General features: G+C 41.1%; 18 protein-coding genes. 10 read left to right on the forward strand and 8 right to left on the reverse strand.

The window, feature by feature from the left end:
- Both IQ236_RS24170 and rpsU read left to right on the forward strand, forming a co-directional pair.
- Window positions 1-5,390 (forward strand): tandem-95 repeat protein (locus IQ236_RS24170; RefSeq protein ID WP_193871645.1); only part of this gene is annotated, 5,390 nt, incomplete at its 5' end.
- A 364-nt stretch (window positions 5,391-5,754) separates the two neighbouring features.
- Complete coding sequence (gene rpsU / locus IQ236_RS24175) at window positions 5,755-5,952, forward strand: 30S ribosomal protein S21 (protein ID WP_006616180.1); 198 nt, start codon at window positions 5,755-5,757, stop codon at window positions 5,950-5,952.
- A gap of 140 nt (window positions 5,953-6,092) precedes the next feature.
- Here the strand turns inward: rpsU and IQ236_RS24180 are convergent, their stop codons facing one another.
- Entirely contained in the window at window positions 6,093-6,545 is a 453-nt protein-coding gene (locus IQ236_RS24180) for a GAF domain-containing protein (RefSeq protein ID WP_193871646.1), read from the reverse strand.
- A 3-nt stretch (window positions 6,546-6,548) separates the two neighbouring features.
- Window positions 6,549-7,490, reverse strand: a complete 942-nt coding sequence (locus IQ236_RS24185) for a YihY/virulence factor BrkB family protein (protein WP_228041832.1) — start codon at window positions 7,488-7,490, stop codon at window positions 6,549-6,551.
- 291 nt (window positions 7,491-7,781) lie between these two features.
- On the opposite strand from IQ236_RS24185, the gene IQ236_RS24190 reads away from it, so the two are divergent.
- On the forward strand, window positions 7,782-8,966 hold the full coding sequence (locus IQ236_RS24190) for an aminotransferase class V-fold PLP-dependent enzyme (protein WP_193871647.1): 1,185 nt from the start codon (window positions 7,782-7,784) through the stop codon (window positions 8,964-8,966).
- Window positions 8,967-9,019: 53 nt separating this feature from the next.
- Here the strand turns inward: IQ236_RS24190 and IQ236_RS24195 are convergent, their stop codons facing one another.
- From IQ236_RS24195 to mfd, 5 genes are all read right to left on the reverse strand, one after another.
- The gene (locus IQ236_RS24195) at window positions 9,020-9,283 is read right to left on the reverse strand and encodes a DNA cytosine methyltransferase (protein WP_193871648.1); all 264 of its coding nucleotides are present in this window, start codon (window positions 9,281-9,283) and stop codon (window positions 9,020-9,022) included.
- Window positions 9,284-9,434: 151 nt separating this feature from the next.
- Window positions 9,435-9,617 carry a hypothetical protein gene (locus IQ236_RS24200; RefSeq protein WP_193871649.1) on the reverse strand — a complete coding sequence of 61 codons (183 nt, stop codon included), beginning with the start codon at window positions 9,615-9,617 and terminating at the stop codon, window positions 9,435-9,437.
- A 12-nt stretch (window positions 9,618-9,629) separates the two neighbouring features.
- The gene (locus IQ236_RS24205) at window positions 9,630-9,881 is read right to left on the reverse strand and encodes a DUF6737 family protein (RefSeq protein ID WP_193871650.1); all 252 of its coding nucleotides are present in this window, start codon (window positions 9,879-9,881) and stop codon (window positions 9,630-9,632) included.
- Between the two features lie 46 nt (window positions 9,882-9,927).
- Complete coding sequence (locus IQ236_RS24210; protein ID WP_193871651.1) at window positions 9,928-10,119, reverse strand: DUF2281 domain-containing protein; 192 nt, start codon at window positions 10,117-10,119, stop codon at window positions 9,928-9,930.
- A 32-nt stretch (window positions 10,120-10,151) separates the two neighbouring features.
- On the reverse strand, window positions 10,152-13,664 hold the full coding sequence (gene mfd, locus IQ236_RS24215; protein ID WP_193871652.1) for a transcription-repair coupling factor: 3,513 nt from the start codon (window positions 13,662-13,664) through the stop codon (window positions 10,152-10,154).
- 233 nt (window positions 13,665-13,897) lie between these two features.
- Here mfd and IQ236_RS24220 point away from each other — a divergent pair, with 233 nt between their 5' ends.
- The 6 genes from IQ236_RS24220 (at window position 13,898) to IQ236_RS24245 (ending at window position 19,098) form a co-directional block, all read left to right on the forward strand.
- Entirely contained in the window at window positions 13,898-15,241 is a 1,344-nt protein-coding gene (locus IQ236_RS24220; RefSeq protein ID WP_193871653.1) for a hemolysin family protein, read from the forward strand.
- A 59-nt stretch (window positions 15,242-15,300) separates the two neighbouring features.
- A complete protein-coding gene (locus IQ236_RS24225; RefSeq protein WP_193871654.1) occupies window positions 15,301-16,515 on the forward strand; it encodes an alginate O-acetyltransferase AlgX-related protein in 1,215 nt (404 codons plus the stop codon).
- Between the two features lies 1 nt (window position 16,516).
- Entirely contained in the window at window positions 16,517-17,590 is a 1,074-nt protein-coding gene (locus tag IQ236_RS24230; protein ID WP_193871655.1) for an SGNH/GDSL hydrolase family protein, read from the forward strand.
- A gap of 49 nt (window positions 17,591-17,639) precedes the next feature.
- The gene (locus IQ236_RS24235) at window positions 17,640-18,035 is read left to right on the forward strand and encodes a hypothetical protein (RefSeq protein WP_228041833.1); all 396 of its coding nucleotides are present in this window, start codon (window positions 17,640-17,642) and stop codon (window positions 18,033-18,035) included.
- Complete coding sequence (locus tag IQ236_RS24240) at window positions 18,032-18,442, forward strand: HNH endonuclease (protein ID WP_193871656.1); 411 nt, start codon at window positions 18,032-18,034, stop codon at window positions 18,440-18,442. The genes IQ236_RS24235 and IQ236_RS24240 overlap by 4 nt, the downstream gene beginning before the upstream one ends.
- 221 nt (window positions 18,443-18,663) lie before the next feature.
- The gene (locus IQ236_RS24245) at window positions 18,664-19,098 is read left to right on the forward strand and encodes a hypothetical protein (protein WP_322744342.1); all 435 of its coding nucleotides are present in this window, start codon (window positions 18,664-18,666) and stop codon (window positions 19,096-19,098) included.
- 75 nt (window positions 19,099-19,173) lie between these two features.
- Here the strand turns inward: IQ236_RS24245 and IQ236_RS24250 are convergent, their stop codons facing one another.
- Window positions 19,174-20,370, reverse strand: a complete 1,197-nt coding sequence (locus IQ236_RS24250) for a phosphoglycerate kinase (protein ID WP_193871658.1) — start codon at window positions 20,368-20,370, stop codon at window positions 19,174-19,176.
- A gap of 165 nt (window positions 20,371-20,535) precedes the next feature.
- Between IQ236_RS24250 and IQ236_RS24255 the strand changes: the two genes are divergently transcribed.
- Window positions 20,536-20,952: a universal stress protein gene (locus IQ236_RS24255; protein ID WP_190523023.1), complete on the forward strand. Its 417-nt coding sequence runs from the start codon at window positions 20,536-20,538 to the stop codon at window positions 20,950-20,952.
- Window positions 20,953-21,033 lie beyond the last annotated feature (81 nt).

Genomic DNA, 21,033 nt, shown 5'->3' on the forward strand with positions numbered 1-21,033 from the left:
GGAGTACACCCGGAAACAACTACAGCACAACCTTCACCGAAAACAGTACAGGAATAGCTATAGCTGATACAGATATTAGTATCACAGACCTAGACGATACTAATATCGAAAGTGCGATTATTACCCTAACCAATGTTAAACCGGGAGATACTCTCATCCTTCCCCCCACATTACCAACGGGTATTAGTGTAGAGAGTTTTGACACAACAGACCCCGGAAAAATCATCATTACCCTGAGTGGAGGAAGCAGTTTAAGCAACTATCAAACCGCCATTCAAGGAATTCAATTTAGCAATAGTAGTGATAACCCCGACCTCACCCCTCGGACAATTAACGTCGTTGTTAATGACGGAGATAATAATAGTAATATTGCCACAACAACAATTAATATTGACGCCAGTAACGACCCGCCAATTATTGACCTAGATGGGAGTACACCCGGAAACAACTACAGCACAACCTTCACCGAAAACAGTACAGGAATAGCTATAGCTGATACAGATATTAGTATCACAGACCTAGACGATACTAATATCGAAAGTGCGATTATTACCCTGACGAACGCTCAAACAGCAGACAATTTAACCCTGCCCACATTCCCCACAGGAATTAGCGGAACAATTGACACCAGTGTGGCTGGACAAATCACCGTGAATTTAACGGGGAGTAGCAGTTTAAGCAACTATCAAACCGCTATTAAAGGAATTCAATTTAGCAACAATAGCAGCAACCCCAACCTCAGCCCTCGGAATATTTCAGTGGTACTGAATGACGGAGATAATGATAGTAATATTGCTCAAACAACCATTAATATTATTCCGAATCCAACACCAACACCAACACCATCTCCAACACCATCTCCAACACCAACACCAACACCAACACCAACACCAACACCGACACCAACACCGACACCGACACCAACGCCGGAACCGACTCCCACACCGCCACCGAATCCCACACCGACACCAACGCCGGAACCAACTCCCACACCGTTACCAACACCTTCACCGACACCAGCACCAGAGAATATTTCTCCGGTGGCTGACAGCCTGAATGCTGCGGTTTTACCCAATAGTAAGATTCCTATCTCACTATCAGGAAGTGACTTTGATGGTACTATTGCTAGTTTTACAATTACCAGCTTACCGGATGCAGCCGATGGGATATTGCTGCTCAATGGTCAACCTGTACAGTTGAATCAGGTTTTAACCCCAGAAGAAGCGACACAACTGGAGTTCCAAGCCATAGGAACCTTTAATGGGGGTAGTTTTGGTTATACCGTTACGGATAATCAAGGAGCCACTGACTCCACTCCAGCTACGGTAACACTGATTCAGCCTACCGTAAATCAACCTCCGACTGCTAATAATATCAACCTTACTTTAACTCAGAATAGTACCGTACTTGTTTCTTTATCGGGACAAGATCCGGATGGAACAATCGCGACTATCACCATTACCAGCTTACCGGATGCAACCGATGGGATATTGCTGCTCAATGGTCAACCTGTGGAGTTAAATCAGGTTTTAACGCCTGAAGAAGCGGCACAACTGCAATTCCAATCTACAGGAACTTTTGATGGTAGCCAGTTTAACTACATTGTCACGGATAACCAAGGTTTAAGTTCCCCAGGAGTTGCTGTTGTTAGTTTAATCGCGCCTGTGGTGAATCAACCCCCTGTGGCGAATAATCTCAACGTTTCTGTCACCCCTAATACTACTGTTCCTGTCAGCTTATCAGGCAGCGATCCTGATGGTACAGTAGCAAGTTTTACCATTACTCAATTGCCAGATCCAGAGGATGGGGTGCTTCTCCTCGATGGTCAACCTGTAACAGCCAATCAGGTTTTGACACCTGAACAAGCTTCTCGCCTGCAATTTCAATCTACAGGTAGCTTTAATGGCAGTGGTTTTAGTTTCACAGTCACGGATAACCAAGGTTTGATTTCTGAGGCAGATGGAAATATTGGCTTGATTGAACCTCCAGTTAATCAACCTCCCATTCCCAATAACTTCAATACTCTGATTGTCCCGAATACCACCGTAAATCTACCGAGTCTATCAGGGACAGATGCCGATGGAACCGTTGCCAATTATACAATTACTGCTTTACCAGATCCGGCTGATGGCCTGTTATTACTGAATGAAAACCCTGTCACCCTGAATCAAACTGTTACACCTGAACAGGCATCTCAACTGCAATTTCAAGCAACAAGCAATTTTGACGGTGGTAGCTTTAGTTACACGGCTACGGATGATCAGGGTAAGGTTTCAGTACAGTCGGCAACGGTGGATTTAGTCGTGGTGGACGTTAACCAACCTCCTACCGCCAATAACCTGAACGTTCCCTTCTTGCCCAATAGTACCTCCTTTATTCCCCCGTTATCAGGTACTGATCCTGATGGTACGATCACGGGTTTTACGATAACTCAACTCCCCGATCCCGCCGATGGTGTGCTGTTGTTGAATGGAAAACCTGTCGAACTCAATCAAATTCTCACACCAGAAGAAGCGGCGCAACTGCAATTTCAATCGACGGGCTCTTCAAATGAGGTTGTTTTTGCTTATAAAACCATAGATAACGAAGGATTAACTTCTCCGACAGCAGCTACAGTGTCTCTCGTTCCCATTGAGGTGAATTTGCCCCCAGTTGCCAATGCTGTAGATCTGCCTGTACAACCCAATAGCACCGTCAACCTACCTCCGCTTTCAGGAACAGATACCGATGGTACAATCACGAGTATTACCATTACTCAACTCCCCGATCCGGCGGATGGGGTACTACTCCTCAATGGTCAACCTGTAACACTCAATCAGGTTTTGACCCCAGAAGAAGCGGCTCAATTGCAATTTCAATCGACGGGTAACTTCGATGGCGGTGGCTTTAGTTTTACGGTCACGGATGACAAAGGCGCAACCTCTCCAGCGACGACTCTGAACTTAAACTTTCAACCCCTACCCAATCAACCTCCGATTGCTACGGATGAAAGTCTGGAAACCTCTCCTAATACCCCGATTACCTTTAATATTGCTGATCAGGTCACTGACCCCGATGGCACGCTTAATTTAGCTACTGTGGATCTTGACCCCAATACTCCAGGCCAACAAAAAACTATTACTCTGGACAATCAAGGAACCTTTGAGGTTGATGATCAGGGCAATATTACCTTTACTCCGGTTCCAGGGTTTGCTGGAGTTGCAACCCTGAGTTATACCGTTGAGGATAATCAAGGAAGTCCCTCTAATCCTGCCAAAGTTGGGGTGACGATTCCTAATCAACCTCCTGTGGCGGAAAATCTGACGCTTTCAGAGGTTTTCAATACTTCCGATTCGGTGGAATTACCGGATTTAATCGCAACGGATTTAACCGGAAGTATCGTTAGCTATAGTCTTACCAACTTGCCGACTTTTCAACAAGGAACCTTATTCTTAGGTCAAACCCCGATTACCGATATCAGTTCAGTCACCGCACTTACCCCAGAACAAGCTCAAACCTTAACATTTAGTCCTAATTCCGGCTTTGCGGGTTCCTTTGTTCTCAATTATCTGGCAACGGACAGTTTCGGAGCAACGTCTAATCCGGCAACCTTAACCATTTCTGTAGTAGCTGCACCCACGCCAGAACCCACACCCGCACCTACGCCAGAACCCACACCCGCACCTACGCCAGAACCCGCACCTACGCCAGAACCCACACCCACACCTACGCCAGAACCCACACCCACACCAGAAACTACACCCACGCCAGAACCCGCACCTACGCCAGAACCCGCACCTACGCCAGAACCCGCACCCACGCCAGAACCCGCACCTACGCCAGAACCCACACCCACGCCAGAACCCACACCCACGCCAGAAACTACACCACCGTCATCTAGGGAAAATTCTGAGTGTAATATCTGTCTCCCTGCTCCAGAGTTACCGAATGTCGTATTCCCTGAACCACCGATACTGGGTTTAACTTCCCCTAATCCCCCTTCAAGTATTCTCAATGGAATAGAGGGTAATGATCTTGTGAGCGCGGATAGTGCAGATCAAAGTATCTTTACCTTTGGTGGGGATGATTTGATTACAGCCTTTACAGGGAATGAAAATGTCTACGCGGGTGAAGGAAATGATACCGTTGATGCTTTATCCGGTAATGATTGGGTTGAAGGAGGCGAGGGTGATGATCTACTTCGGGGTAGTTATGGCAATGATACCCTTCAGGGTCAAGAGGGAAATGACACCCTCTTAGCCGGAATTGATGATCCTGATGTTCCCCAAGACTCGGAAGGGCGAGATTGGCTGAGTGGGGGTACTGGAGATGATTTTCTATCGGGTAATGAGAACAACGATACCCTGAGCGCAGGGGACGGCAACGATATCGGATATGGGGGTCAAAATGATGACCTAATTTTTGGAGACCACGGTAACGATACTCTCTATGGTGATCAGGGGAATGATACCGTTATTGGCAGTCCCAGTGATGATGTTGTTAACGCAGACGAGGAACAGGATGTCCTCTATGGCTACACAGAAGACGATTTACTCCAAGGCGGTGTTGGCAACGATACGGTTTATGCTGGCCCTGGCAATGATTTTGTGTTTGGCGGTCAAGGTGACGATCTCCTCCGGGGTGAGTTAGGTACGGATACGATCTATGGAGATCAGGGTAATGACACCCTCTATGGCGATGATCTGGACATGGGGGATGATCTTGATGAAATCAACAATACTGAAGATGGGCCGGATCTGCTTTGGGGAGGAGCCGGAAATGATTGGATATCTGGCAACCGCAACAACGACACCCTCCTGGGCGGTGAGGGCGATGATACGGCCTATGGCGGTGAGCAGGATGATATGCTCTATGGAGATGCTGGAAATGATGTCCTGTACGGCGACCAAGGTACGGATATTCTCTGCGGGGGTGATGGAGATGATACCCTCTATGGCGGTCTGGGCCAAAATAATACCGTTAACGATAGTTCAGCTAAAGATCAATTAAGTGGCGGTGCGGGTAACGATCTACTGTCGGCCAATGAGGGAGAAAATATACTCTGTGGTGGTGATGGCAATGACACCCTCTACAGTGGACAACAAAATGATACCTTGGGCGGAGGCCTAGGGGATGATTGGTTGTTTGGGGATCTCGGTGATGATTTAATCAGTGGAGGCAGTGGTCGCGATCGCTTTATTATGTCTGCTGAAACTGGGTTTGACCAAATTATTGATTTCCAAGTCGGAGAAGATATTTTAGTCTTGGCTAATGGTTTAACGTTTAATCAATTAACCCTCACCCAAGATGGAACTTCTACCTTAATTCGGGTAGGGGATCAATCCTTAGCCCGTCTTGCGGGTATATCGGTAGATTTAATTACTCCAAATAGCTTTGAACTCTTAGGTTAAGCTATAAAGGAGCATTTCCAGTCTTGGTACTCTTTGTGACTCGACATCCTGATTCCCAAAAGCTGATTTTCTCCTATCTGTTTGCATTCATCACAACCGTCTTAGTTGTGTTATGGACGCTCAGGGGCTTATCCTTTTTAGCTTTTATTCCGGGTTATGTGATTTGGATATTACTCATCCTCTCAATTGGGACTGGTGTTTTAAGTTCGGTGAGCCGCTAAATTTAGGCTCTATACCCTACTATCTCCAGGATTGTAGCCATCACAAACATGGACGAGATCTCCCCTATTGCTGTAATATGGCATAAGGGGAATAATCTCACAAAAAATTTTCAAATGTTGTTGTAGACCATTAAGGAGAGGACATGACCCAAGTTATTCTGGGTGAAAATGAACAGCTAGAGTCAGCCTTAAGACGTTTTAAGCGTGAAGTTTCTAAGGCTGGCATTTTGGCGGACGTTAGAAAAAAACGTCACTTTGAAACCCCTCCAGAAAAGCGTAAGCGTAAAGCCATCGCTAACCAACGTCAAAGACGTGCTTTCCGCAAAAAACGGATGTTCTAGTTTTAGGGATTTTACAACCTAAAACCTCACTCTGAATGAACCGCGCCACAACTCCCGCTTGAGGCCCAATGGACAAAGCCGGGAGTAACGTCGCGGATTTTCGTTTTTTCCAGGTCTCTTTGATCCTGCATACCTTCATTCTAACTTGTGGATTCTGAATGTTGAGAGAGGGGAAGGTAATCGGAAATCGTTGCTCCATACTTGACTAACTTTTGCTGATCTTGTTCAGTAAAGCTTTCAGCGTCTAAACGATTTAAAGCCATTAAAGCACCCCAAAGTTGACCTTGGAAAAATAAAGGTATTGCTAAAGCACTCTTAATTCCCCAGGTTTGTGCAGTATCTTGGCGAACTCGAGGATCTCCCTTGGTATTTTCGACTAAAACAGGACATGAACCTTTAAACACTATTCCCGGTAAACCGGATGTCGCTGCATCTCCGCGTTTTCCCACAATATTTGTTGCATATTTGCCAACGGCGGCTGCATGATAAACTTGCTCACCGGAAGATTCTGCCAGCATAACAACAACCGTTTCAGCTTGCAGTAATTCTTGAACTTGTTCAGCAATGGTTTGTAATGTTAGAGCTTGATTCATTGCTTAGGAGTTGGTTTTCATGGCATCTCCCACAATAACATTAAGTTGAGCGCCAATCAACATAATCAATGAACTGATTTGCAGCCAAAGTAATAAGACAACGAAACCGCCAATTGTGCCATAGGTAATATTAAAATTACCAAAATGGTAAACATACCAGCGAAATAAATTAGACACAAATGCCCAAAATACAGCCGCTAAAATCGCTCCCGGCATCAACGGAGTTCCGGGTTCTCGGTAACTGGGTGCATAACGATAAATAAACGCATAGTTTGTGGAAACAATTCCTAACGTTATCGGCCAGCGAAATTGTTTCCAGGTTTCTAATAGAGTTGATTCTAATAAACAACTTTGTACTGGAGGTTTGATCATACAAATTGCTAAATCCTCTAAAGCACAATTACCAACCGTCTCAAGCATACAACTTTGCCGAGCCATTCCTTCAACAATCAAGTCACTAATTAAGACTAATGCTGATGCTGAAATTAATAATAATAGAGTCCCTAATGCTAAAGCTAAGGCAATTAATTTATTTTTCCAAAAAGGTCGAAGATGATCCTTTTTAACGCGATGAATATGATTTAATGCGTCCATCGCTGCACCAATAACACCTGAAAAAATCCACAAAGAAACCAGAAAACTAAACGAGAGTAAACTAGAACTCGGCGTGAGGGATAATTGCTTAATGCCATTTCCAATTAAATCCTGTACCTCTTCCGGGACAATCTGACTCAGTAAGATTGCCATTTGATAGAGTTCAGTTTGTACTAATTGAAATGAACTAATAGCAATTAATAAAGCTAATACGGCTGGAAATAAAGCGAGGGTAGCATGATAAGCCATTTCCGCCGCAAAACCTGGTAATCGTTGTTCTAGGCTGGCTTGAATTAGCTGTTTGAAGGTTCTGCGATTCAAATACAGAAAAAAACAGCAAAAACGCATCATTCGCCGATGAATCCTTTTGAGTCCTTTGATTAGGATAGGAAACAAGGCAATTAATAGATCAGCGACGCAATCAGCACTGTCAGCAATCAGTTTTACTAAATGGGTGTGAACTGAACAAGGTTCCCACTTTACCCATTTGAGATGTCGCCAGAACCGGAAAAAGCTGGCCATTACCATTGACTTAAGGAAAGCATACTTTCTTCCTAATTTACAAGGATTCTGAAACAGTGGTTCAAAATAAATTAGCTCAAGATTGATTTAAGATTATTGTAGCTCTTAATATTATCGGACATGAAAGATAATCCTTCACAGACTAAACCTGAATATTCTGCTTTTCATCGCTATTGGATGTTTGATCCAGAGGTAACTTTTCTGAATCATGGTGCTTTTGGTGCTTGTCCGATTCCAATTTTAGACGCTCAATATCAATTTCGACAACAACTTGAACAGCAACCTTTCCATTTTTTTGTCCGAGAATATGAAATTTTACTGGATCAGGCTAGACAACAGTTAGCTGATTTTGTAGGGGCAAATTCTGAAGATTTGGTCTTTGTTCCGAATGCAACAACAGGGATCAATACGGTTTTGCGATCACTTTCTTTTTCAGAACAAGATGAACTCCTCACCACCAATCATGAATATAATGCCTGTCGCAATGTTTTAGACTTTGTTGCCTCTCGCACAGGAGCTAAAATTATTATAGCAGATATTCCTTTTTTTATCACTTCATCTCAACAAATTATTGAAGCAGTAATGGCAAAGGTTTCTCCTCGCACAAAATTAGTATTAATTGATCATATTACCAGTCAAACGGGGTTGATTTTTCCGATTCAAGAGATGATTCAAAAATTAAATTATTTAGGAATAGACACTCTGATCGATGGAGCCCATGCACCGGGAATGTTAGCTTTAAATTTACAAGAAATTAAGGCAACTTACTATACTGGAAATTGCCATAAATGGTTATCTGCACCCAAAGGAGCCGCGTTTTTAGCAGTACAACAAGATAAACAAGGGTTGATTCGTCCCCTTACGATTAGTCATGGAGCTAATTCTACCCGACGCGATCGCTCTCGATTTTTATTAGAATTTGACTGGACAGGAACCCCTGATCCCAGTGCTTATTTATCGATTCCTGAAGCTATTAATTTTATGGGTTCTCTGTTACCCGGAGGATGGTCAGAATTAATCAAAACTAATCATAATTTAGCGGTAAATGCTCGAAAATTATTAGCAGAAAAATTAGATATTCCTTTACCTTGTCCTGATCATCTAATCGGTTCAATGGCGGTTTTACCATTAGGGAAAAGATGGCAAGGTTTCTCCGATTTGAATCAAAAACTCTGGAAAGAATATAAAATTGAAGTTCCGATTATGCCTTGGGATGATGACAATCAACCTTTAATCAGAATTTCTGCCCAAATTTATAATCATTTATCTCAATATGAATATTTAGCAGAAGTTTTATTAAATTGACTCAGGTTGCAGATCTCGGTTATTAGCTAATAACCTTTAAATTGTAGGATAGGTCAGCAAATAAATTTCACTAAATAACACTTTTGACAAGGAAAACCAGCCAGTAAAACATCATGTTCTGGTAAGTGTTCAATAGTTCTAATATCACCTAAAGACTGTTCTTTAAAATTCGCTTTATAAACCCATCTTGAATCTTGATTAATTTCACTACTGAGTAAACATTGGGGTTTAAATCCTAATGAAGAAGCAGCTTTTTCAAATCCGAGTCTAATCCCACCAATTCCGGCAAATAAATCAATAAATTTAATTGTTTTCATTAATATTTTATCACTCTTAAGTGTCCCTGACTCTATTTTTTATGGTAGGGGTTTGGTTGCCAAACCCTCTAGGGATCTGGGTTGGGTAACCCAACCCCTACAGTTATTTTTATCCAATTAAATAGGATTGCTATAATGCCTAATTGATGTTCTAAAAATAATCGGCTGGATAAAGATAATCTTCATTCGATTCATCAATAACACGAATCATTTGATGATGAGTTGCTTGTTCATCAGGAATAAATTGATAAATCTTTTTCACTTCTAACGAAGCAGGATAATCTTGATGATTAACACAGATCACAAAATATTGTTCTTGATCTTCTTGATTCATGGTTTTAATCACTTAATCTTTATTGCTTAAAGACTCCTGAGCATAAACCTCCGCCATGAACTTAGGCCATATCAACAGAAAAAATCCCATCCAAGCTAACAAAGGAATAGCCACTAAAATCGTAATCCAAATAATATGGAATAGAAACCAACTGCCTAAAATTAAGGTGATTCCAGTTAATAGAATAGACCAAGGTTGACACCACCAAGGTTTATAATTCCAGGGGTTAAAGGTTGGGGTTTGAGAAGAGTTTTGATCAATCATTGTATTTTTTAAATCCATATCAAAAATTATTGCTGAATCATTACAACTATTTCTGCCATGCTTCGTCCTCCTCTGGCTGTAACCAATCTTTTTGTAAAGAAGATTCACTCATCAGACTCATCTCTAACTTGTCTTGCTGATATTTAGCGTTAAGGAATTGTAGAAAATCCCAAACTTCTTGTAAAATAAAATCGGGACTTTTTTCTACTTCCTGAATTAACAATTCTTTCATGTTCATAGTTTTTTAGTTCCTCTGAAAATTGGAATTATCTAAACAACAGAATCCTCCGGTAAAGCGGTTTGCATTTGAGCCAACCAACTCACCAAAGATTCTAACTGCTTATCGGCGCTAACGGCGGCTAATCCCCGAACAGTAACTTTACCTTTACTATACACAAATCGAGGATGTAAATGTTCTGATAAATTGGCTTTTAATAAATTCCAGGCGGGTTCTTCCATTGGAGTTTCTAATAAGATATGTTGTTGACCGTCGGGTTTAATGCGAGAAAAGCCTAATTTCTTGGCAATTTGTTTAAGTTCCATAATTCTAATTAATTGACGGGCTGGAGTCGGAATTGGGCCATAACGATCGCACCAATCTTCTTGAATGCGAGATAATTCATCTCGACTTTGACAAGCCGCGACTGACCGATAAGCACTGACTTTTTGATCTAAATCGGGGATATAATCAGAAGGAATAAAAGCGGTTAAACTTAAGTCAATTTGAGTATCATCAACCTGCGGGATTTCTTGACCTTTAACTTCTTGAATGGCTTCCTGTAACATTTCACTATAAAGATCAAACCCGACAACATCCATTTGACCGGATTGTTCCGCGCCTAAAATATCACCCGCACCGCGAATTTCTAAGTCTCGCATCGCTAATTGATAACCCGATCCTAACTGAGCAAATTCTTGAATCGCCCTTAATCTTTTACGAGCATCATCGGTTAAATTAACCCGTCCATCGGCGGTGGTGGGATAGAATAACCAGGCGTGAGCTTGCACTCCTGAACGTCCAACCCGACCTCTTAATTGATACAATTGAGCTAACCCAAAACGGTGAGCATCTTCAACTAAAATGGTATTAACTCTGGGAATATCTAACCCGGATTCAATAATTGTTGTACACACTAAAACATCGGCTTCCCCAGAACTAAAAGTTAACATAATGGATTCTAATTCAGAAGCATCAATTTGTCCGTGCGCGATCGCTAATCTCACCCCAGGAATCATCTCACGAATTTGGGCAGATTTTTCTTCAATTCCTTCTATTCTAGGCACAACATAAAACACCTGTCCCCCTCGATCTAATTCTTGACGAATAGCGGTTCTTACGGTTTCTAAATTTAACGGTGCTAAATGGGTTTGAATGGGGCGACGGGAGGGAGGCGGAGTGGTAATTAAACTCATTTCTCGAATTCCTGATAATGCCATATATAAGGTTCGAGGAATGGGAGTTGCCGTTAAGGTTAATACATCGACATGGGTTTTTAAGGTTTTAATTTTTTCCTTTTGATTTACTCCAAATCGTTGTTCTTCATCAACGACTAATAACCCTAAATCTTTAAAATGAACGTTTTTTCCGAGTAACGCTTGAGTTCCGACAATTACATCAATTTCCCCCGTTGCTAATCGTTTTAAAATCTCTTGTTTTTCTGAAGTAGTGCGAAAACGATTGAGTAAGGCAACTTCAATCGGATAGGGGGCAAATCGTTCTTTTAACGTATGATAATGTTGTTGAGTTAAAATTGTTGTCGGGGCTAATAATGCCACCTGTTTTCCAGCCGTAGCTGCTTTAAAAATTGCTCGAATTGCCACTTCAGTTTTCCCAAATCCCACATCTCCACAGACTAAACGATCCATCGGGCGATCGCTTTCCATATCCCGTTTAACGTCTTGGGTGGATTTAATTTGATCGGGAGTCGGTTGATAGGAAAAAGAGTCTTCTAGTTCCTGTTGCCAAGGCATATCCAGGGGGAACGCATAACCCGTTTGTTGGGCACGTTGGGCGTATAATTTTAATAAATCAACGGCTAATTTCTTTAAGGATTTTTTGACTTTTTCCTTAGTTTTTTCCCACGCTTGTCCGGTAAGTTTATTCAGTTGAGGAACTTTGCCTCCCGCACTTCTAAACCGTGATAAACTTCCGACTTGATCGGCGGCAACCCGTAAGGTTCCATCTTCATATTGTAACACTAAATATTCACGAGTTTCATTATTAATCACTAAGCTTTCTAATTTAATAAATTTTCCGACGCCATGTTGACGGTGAACCACAAAATCACCGGGTCTTAGTTTATTTAAGTCAACTTGCTTTGAGGTTGCCCGTCGTCGTTTTCTAATATAACTGGGAGTAGCGAGGGAATGTTGCCCATAAAATTCTCGATCAGTGATTAAAACTAATCGAAATGTCGGTAAAATAAAGCCTTCTAATTCTGCTAATCCCGTATATTTTAAAGCAACAGGAGTATTTTTAATTAAGTTATCAATAGCCGGATAATCACGGGGGTTAGGAATAAATTTAGACGGACAATCATGTTCGGACAAGAGTGCAACTGAACGACTGGGTTGAGCAGAAACCAGAAAAATAGAAAAATGGCGTTGTCGTTCTTGACGAATGAGTTCCGCGAGTTTAGCAAATTGATGGGGGGTAGCAGGTACGGGACGAGAAGATAAATTTAAACTGGGAACATCAGCAATATTAATTAAAGTGGGTTGATAATCTGCTAATTCCGATAAATAGAGTTTGTCAAACCCTTCAATTTTTTGGAGAGAATCGGTAAACGAACGGTGAATTTTCGGCAATTTTTCAGGTAAAGTTTGCCATTGTTCTTCAATATGTTCTAACCAGCGATCGCTATGGGCACAACATTGATCGAGTTCATCGATCACAATTAAGGTAGTATCCGTTAAATAATCTAATAAAGAAGCGGGTTTTTCAAAAGCTAATCCTAATAAAGGATGATAGGATTTGGGCGGTTTATAATTAGCATTATCCAGTTGAAATTCCGGTGTCGGAGTTGGGGGAACAACTTCTGTAATTAAGGTTTCTGCTTCCGGTAAATTCCCCTGAATCATCACATCAAAATTCGTCGGGGTAAGAATCAAACTTTCGATTTTATCTAACGATCGTTGAGTGGTGGGATCGAGTTCTCGAAGTTGTTCTAATTCATCTCCAAACCATTCTAAACGCACGGGTAATTCAGAAGCGACGGGGAAAATATCGACAATATCCCCTCGCCGACTCCATTGTCCTTCAGTTTCGACGGTGGCTACCCGTTCATAGCCTAATTTAGCCAACTGTTGATCCAGGGTTTTTCCTTCAAACGTCATCCCCCGATACAGCGTTAAACAATAGGGTTGAAAGACCTCAACGGGGGGTAAATGGGGTTGTAAACTGCGTTCTGTGGCGACCACCGCAACCGGAGAACCAGGGTTTTGGAGTCGTCCCGCTAAGTCGGCTAAAACTTGCATTTGTCCCCAGGTCATTTCTTCGGAAGACACCGACTCGTAGGGGGACGCCTCGGATGTCGGGTAAAAGTGAACCGTTGTCCATCCCATCGCCTCCAGTTGCGCCGCCCAGCGTCCGGCTTCCTCTAAGGTGGCGGTGACAACGAATAAATTTAATCCCGACTCCTGGGCCAAAGTAGACGCGACTAACCCCTTGGGAAGCCGAGGAATACCGTTGAGATACAGGGATTGAAATTTATTCAGTTTGTTGAGGAGTTCAGCCGTTAGAGGCGATCGTCCTAATGCACGCACGATAGAGGAAAATGTCATATAGAGGAGGGAACAGGGAACAGATCATAGCCTGGGTAGAGACGCGCCATGGCGCGTCTCTACAGAAGCTGTTCTCATATTTTAAGGAATTTCAGAAGATTCGATCTCGAAACCAGTTAGATTATTTTCCCCCCTAAACACAGATGACACAATTTGACCATTGGGGTTTAGGATCATCACATTGAGATGTGATCGGTTATTGTAATCTTTTATCGTCCTATCCTCACCCTAAAATGTCATCTGTGTTCCAAGAAATTTTGATTGTTGTTCTGCTGATTCTCGCCAATGGGGTTTTTGCGATGTCCGAAATGGCGATTGTTTCTTCCCGTAAAGTGCGGTTACAACAGTTAGCCAATCAAGGCAATAAAAAAGCAAAAGTCGCTTTAGAATTAGCAAACTCTCCCAATCGATTCCTCTCAACGGTGCAAGTGGGAATTACCTTAATTGGAATTTTAGCAGGGGCGTTTGGAGGGGCGGCAATTTCGGCTCGATTAGAAACCCAACTCAAGCAAATTCCGATTTTAGCTCCCTATAGTAATGCGATTAGTTTTACCGTTGTTGTCATTACAATTACCTATTTATCATTAATTATAGGGGAATTAGTTCCGAAACGGTTGGCTCTGAATTCTCCTGAATTGATTGCAACTACGGTTTCTATTCCGATGCGTTGGTTATCTCGAATTAGTTCACCGATTGTTCATTTGTTGAGTGCCTCTACAGAATTAATTGTTCGGTTTTTAGGGAGTCATACCTCGACAGAACCAGAAGTGACCGAAGAAGAAATTAAAATTCTGATTGAACAAGGAACAAAATCAGGAATTGTTGAGGAAGCGGAACAAAATATTGTCGGACGGGTGTTTGAATTAGGCGATCGCCAAGTGCGAACTTTAATGACTCCTCGCCCAGAGATTTTTTGGATTGATATTGATGATTCTCTTGAAGAAAATCGTCAAAGTATTTCCGAAACTTCCTACACGCGGATTTTAGTTTGTCAAGAAGATTTAGATCATGTTGTCGGGTTTATTAAAGTCACAGATTTATTAACCCAATTGTTATCGGGTCAACCCTTAGATTTAACGGCTAATTTACGCCGTCCGTTATTTGTCCCAGAAACCACATCAGTTTTAAAAATTTTAGAATTATTTAAACAGGATGAAACCCATTTTGCACTGGTGGTTGATGAATATGGGGTGATTCAAGGCTTAGTTACGTTAAATGATATTTTAATGGAATTAGTCGGGGATATTCCGTCTTGGGAAAATCCCGAAGAACCCCAGAAAGTTCAACGAGAAGATGGCTCTTGGTTGTTGGATGGAATGTTACCCGTTGAGGAATTTTTGGAGTTATTTAATTTAGAACATTTATTAGAAGAATCAGAAGGAAATTATCACACCGTTGGCGGGTTTGTCATTACCCATTTAGGGCGTATTCCAACGGCGGCGGATCATTTTGAATGGCAAAATCTCCGTGTTGAAGTGATGGATATGGATGGAAACCGAGTCGATAAAGTGTTAATTGTTCCTTTATCTCCCCCTGAAAATTACCGCGCTTCTGATATTCAACCCGAAGCAGATTAAATATTACAAACTGGGTTTAGGACGTTTGCGATCGCTCATTTCTGTTTCCATTTTAATTCATGTTTAAAAAGTTCTCCCAATTGCGTTTAAAATCCCTCCGCCAAAGCTTACTATTGTTATTTTGTTGGACAATCTTACCCTTATTTTTAGTAGAAGTGTTAATGATTGTCCTTGAACCTTATTTATCCCAAGGACTATATCAATATGATCCAGATTTAGGGTTTAAAATTCGTCCCTATGCGAATGGAAATAATCAATTTGGCTTTAATGATCGAGATTATTCCTTACAAAAACCACCCGAAAACTATCGAATTTTAATTCTGAGTGATTCCTTTAACTGGGCGGGAGGAAAAGACGGAAATTATACAGCGTTATTAGAAAAACAATTTGAACGCTATTATCAAAAGCCTAATGTTGAAGTGATTAATGCTGGATACCCCGGAACTCATACCGGGGAACAGTTAGCCTTATTAAAAAAATATGCTTTACAATATCATCCTGATTTAGTAGTCTTAGGGTTTTTTGTCGGAAATGATTTTATTGATGCTGACCCTGACCGTAAACGGATTATTGTTAATGATATTTATATTGATATTGATAAACGCAAAGAAGTAAAAATATTCGGTTATCCCATTATTAATCAATCTCGTTTCCTCCTGTTTCTTCAACAAAAATATAAAGTTTTTCAAGAAGCCACCAAAGCCAAAAAACAATCTGTTATTCCATCTTCCTCCCCCTATCAATTCCAACTCGTTTCTAATTCATCTCCCCCCGAAAAATCTCCGGGTATTTTATCGTTAGAAACCTTTCTGGATACAGAGAAGACCCGGTTAGACTTTTGTAAACGCAAAGATTTGCAAAATGGAACCTGGAATGATAATATTAACTATATTTTCCAAAGCATTGATGAAATGAATAAGCTATTAAAACAGCAGAATATTCAATTTATCGTTGCGATTTATCCTGATGAATTCCAAGTCAACCCTAAATTATTAAATCAACTCACCCAAAAATATGAATTAAATTTAAAAAATTATGATCCCATCTGTATGCAGAATCTTCTAATTCCCTATCTTAAAACACAACAAATTGCTTATCTTGATTTCTTACCTCAATTTCAAGCGGAACAAAAACAGCGTGCCTTATATCTATTACAGGAACCTCACTGGAATACAGCCGGAAATCAACTCGCTGCCGATATCCTATTTAATCAGTTATTAAACAAAACTCAACAATTTTTTAAACATCAACCACCTTCCTCAAACAAAATTTAAAATGCAAAAACTTAAACTCAAAGCTTTTAGTAAAATTCTCGGACAAACTGCCTTAATTGCCTTAATTACCTTTGTCATGTCCGAAATAACCTTAAGAATTTATAATAAAATTAATCCCAGTTTTGTCTTTTATGATTCCTCCTATAATCGATTTCGCGGAAAACCTAACGCCCCCGACTATGACTTTAAGTTAAATTCCCAAGGTTTTAAAGACGTTGAATTTACCGTTGAAAAACCTGCGGGAATTTATCGAATTTTAGGGATAGGAGATTCCTTTGCTTATGGTGTTGTTCCCTATCAATATAATTATTTGACACTTTTAGAGGAAAAATTAAACCAGTCCGGTCAAAAAACAGAAGTCATTAATATGGGAATACCCGGAATGGGGCCAAGGGATTATTTATCAATTTTAGTGAATGAAGGATTAAAACTTAATCCCGATAAAGTGGTGGTATTTTTCTATATTGGTAATGATTTTTTAGATAATTTCATGACCGCTAAACTCCGAACCGAAGAAAAATCCTATGTGATTGCTTTAATTAAATCTTTGATTAAAATTCAAAGCAATTATCAAGGTAAAATTATGAACCCAACGTCGGTTAAATATAATGATAATCAACCCACATTTAATGATGAAAAATATCTCCAAGATACTGTCAATAAAAGTAATATGTTTGTTAGAAACCCTGCTGACGGTATTTTTAAAAGTTTTGTGGAGGATGCGGTTCAAGATTTACTTAAAATTAAACAAATTTCTGATTCTCAAAAGATTCCCTTAACCGTTGTGATTATTCCCGATGAAGTTCAAGTCAATTCCCAACTTCAACAACAAGTCAAACAAGTGTTTGATCCTAAGAATGAGAATTTATTAGACTTTGAACTTCCAAACCGAATGTTAACAGAACAATTACAACAAGCCAATATTGATTATTTAGATTTATTACCTAATTTTAAGGCTGCTGCTCAACAAAACCGCCTCTATAAACCCAATGATACCCACTGGAATATTGCCGGAAATCGTTTAGCGGCTGAATTGATTAGCCAACATCTCACCTCAAAAAACAATCAGCCTTAGAGATTTGTTTAATTTTTCCAAAAGTTAAGGGAGTAACCCAACTATAATAATGGCTAATCCCAATCTCTCTATCAAAATTGTTTTATTGCCAATGGCACAAATTACCATTGAAGTTCCCGACGATCTCTCCACCCAATTGATACAACTGGGAGACCAACTTCCTGAACTGTTGCGTCAATGTTTGGTACAACCGCCTCTTCCCGCTCAAGTTTATCGCTACATTCTGAATTTCCTTAGTAGTCAACCTACCCCCAGCGAAATTGCCCAATTTCGTCCTACACCGGAAATGCAATCTCGGTTACTCACTCTGTTAAGTCGTCGTCTAGGAGGAGATTTAACTCCCGGCGAACAACAGGAACTCGATGAATATGAACGTATTGAACATCTGATGATTTTGTTAAAAACAGGCAATTTACCCTTTCTAACGGGTCAATCTCATCCATGACTTATATTCCAGCCCAACTGCGTCGCCTTGTAGAAGAACGGGCTAATTTTTGTTGTGAATATTGTCAACTTCCAGCCGATTTGAGTTTCTTCCCCCATGAAGTAGATCACGTTATTGCTGAAAAACATGGTGGAGCAACAGAGGCTGAAAATTTAGCTTATTCCTGTTGGCGATGTAACCGTTATAAAGGTAGTGATTTGGGGTCATTTGATCCACAAACCGGACAATTTAGCTTTCTATTTCACCCCCGTACCCAATCTTGGACTGAGCATTTTAGACTTGAAGATCATCGCCTGATTGGATTAACCCCAGAAGGTCGGACAACGGTTACTTTATTACAATTAAACAGTGAAGAACGAATCATCGAACGTCGTCGCATCCATGAATCTAATTCCGGTTCAAGTTGACCAAGGAATGCTCAATATATTTAACTGTTTATGTCAGTTACAGGTAAAACGACAATACTAACCAACGAATATTAATTATGCCTTTGGATAGTTACACAGAGTTGGATTCCTGATCTATTATTAAACGCCATAATGAGTGTAATGGATAAAGCCGAATGACGCTCTTAAGAATATGGCGATTCCTAACAATTATGCTGACTTCGTTTAGCCTGAGCTTGTCTATGGCGCATTTGCTAGAACTCCCTCGAAGAATCCAATTTGATCAGCAACTTTGGGTGAGAGTAACCGTTTTTGAAAATATTTATCGTTATTTTGGCATAGTGGGTGCAGTCTTTGAAATCAGTGCTATTTTGACAGCAATTGTGTTAGTGTTTTTAATGCCTAGAAAGAGTTCGGCTTTTTATTGGGCGTTGGGGGGAGCAATTCTGTTAGTTGTGGCGTTTATAAGTTGGATACTGTTTGTTGCACCCATGAATGCTGAATTTGCTAGATGGCTAACAAATCCTGTTCCCCAGGACTGGACAAAGTATCGTGACCAATGGGAATATACACACGCCATCAACGCTTTAATTAAAATCGTTGGATTAAGTTTGATTGTGGTTTCTGTGCTAGTTGAAACTCCTAGAAACAAAACCGTTCATTCTCATACCGAGTAAAGCAATTCTCACAAAAAAATAGTAGGGGAATGACACCGCCATATCCCCTACAGTTCGGATTAAATTATCCTAAAATTACTTGTCATCTAACGCAGCAATTCCGGGTAAAACTTTCCCTTCTAACAGTTCTAAACTCGCGCCGCCTCCAGTGGAAATATGGCTCATTTGTTCGCCTAAATTCAACTGTTCAACAGCCGCAACGGAATCACCGCCACCGATAATGGTAATCGTGCCTGTTTTAGTTAAATCTGCTAAAGTTAAAGCGATCGCTTTAGTTCCCGCCGCAAATTTTTCAAACTCAAAAACCCCCATAGGGCCGTTCCAAATCACCGTTTTACAGTCGGCTAACGCTTCTTGGAAGACTTTAATTGAATTTGGGCCAATATCTAACCCCATCCAACCATCGGGAATATCATTAATGCTAACAGTTTCAGCATTGGCATCGGGAGCAAAATTATCCGCAACAATCACATCGGTAGGTAACAGGAATGTCACGCCTTTTTCTTTAGCTTTCGCTTCTAATTCGCGGGCTAATTCCAGTTTATCTTCTTCTACCAAAGATTTACCCACATTTAAACCACGAGCTTTATAGAAGGTGAAAATCATGCCACCGCCTAACAGCAATTTATCGCATTTATCTAAAAGGGCTTCAATTACACCAATTTTAGAAGAGACTTTAGAACCGCCAACAATAGCAGCTAAAGGACGTTTAGGTTCTTCAATTGCACCTTGTAAAAACTGGAGTTCTTTTTCAATTAAATAACCCGCCACAGAAGGCAAATAATGGGTTACGCCTTCAGTCGAAGCATGGGCACGGTGGGCAGTTCCAAAAGCATCATTAACGTAGAAATCGGCAACAGAAGCTAATTTTTTAGCAAATTCAGGATCATTTTTTTCTTCTTCGGGATAGAAACGGACATTTTCTAAGACAGTGACATCGCCATTTTGCATAGCAGAAACGACTTGGGTGACTTCATCCCCAATACAATCGTCACATTTCTTAACAGGTTTGCCTAACAATTCCGATAACCGGGCTGCCACAGGGGTTAAACGCATGGAGTCGTCTATTCCTTTGGGACGACCAAAGTGGCTGGTTAAAATAACTTTAGCACCTTTGGAGGTTAAATCTTGGATTGTCGGCAGTGCCGCGCGAATCCGTGTATCATCGGTAATTGAACCATTATCAAGGGGAACATTAAAATCAACGCGGACTAATACCCGTTTCCCAGATAAATCTGATGCTGATAAATCTGCTACAGTTTTTTTTGACACAGGATTATCCTCCTAGGATGTGTTCTTGTCTTAATCAGATTAAATTTAGGTAGCATTGGTCAGGTTTTGGACAGTTTGATACTGTCTGTCAACCCAATGAGGTCTACCACTCAATCGTTCACCGTAAACATTCTACCGAAGTCCGCGTCTCGGAGATGCGCGATTATGTTTAAAACTGTTTTATTTGCTGTTGACCAAAGCCGTGAAGCCCACGAAGCGGCTGTAATTGTGACCAACCTTGTCAAAACTTATGGGTCTAGTCTCTATGTTCTGGCGGTTGTAGAACCGGATGCTGAAGTTGTAGAGGCTCCCCCCCATGATGAACAAATGACATCCCCGGAAGCAGTGGCGGGCTTACTCGAACAAGCTCAAGCGTTGTTTTCTAAGGAGGGCATTCAGGTTCAAACCCTAGAACGACAAGGAAAACCAGCCTTTACAATTTGTGACGTTGCTGATGAAATCGATGCTAATTTAATCGTCATCGGCAGTCGGGGTACTGGTCTCACCGAAGAAGGTGCCGCCGATAGCGTCACTAACCGCGTGATTAACTTGTCTCCCTGTCCGGTTCTGGTTGTTCCCTAACAAGGTATTGACTCTTAGCCGTTGACTCTTAACTGTAACCCAGCAAGAACCCTCACACTCCCCGTCCCCGTATCTCCCCCT

Source organism: Planktothrix mougeotii LEGE 06226, assembly GCF_015207485.1.
Lineage (GTDB): Bacteria > Cyanobacteriota > Cyanobacteriia > Cyanobacteriales > Microcoleaceae > Planktothrix.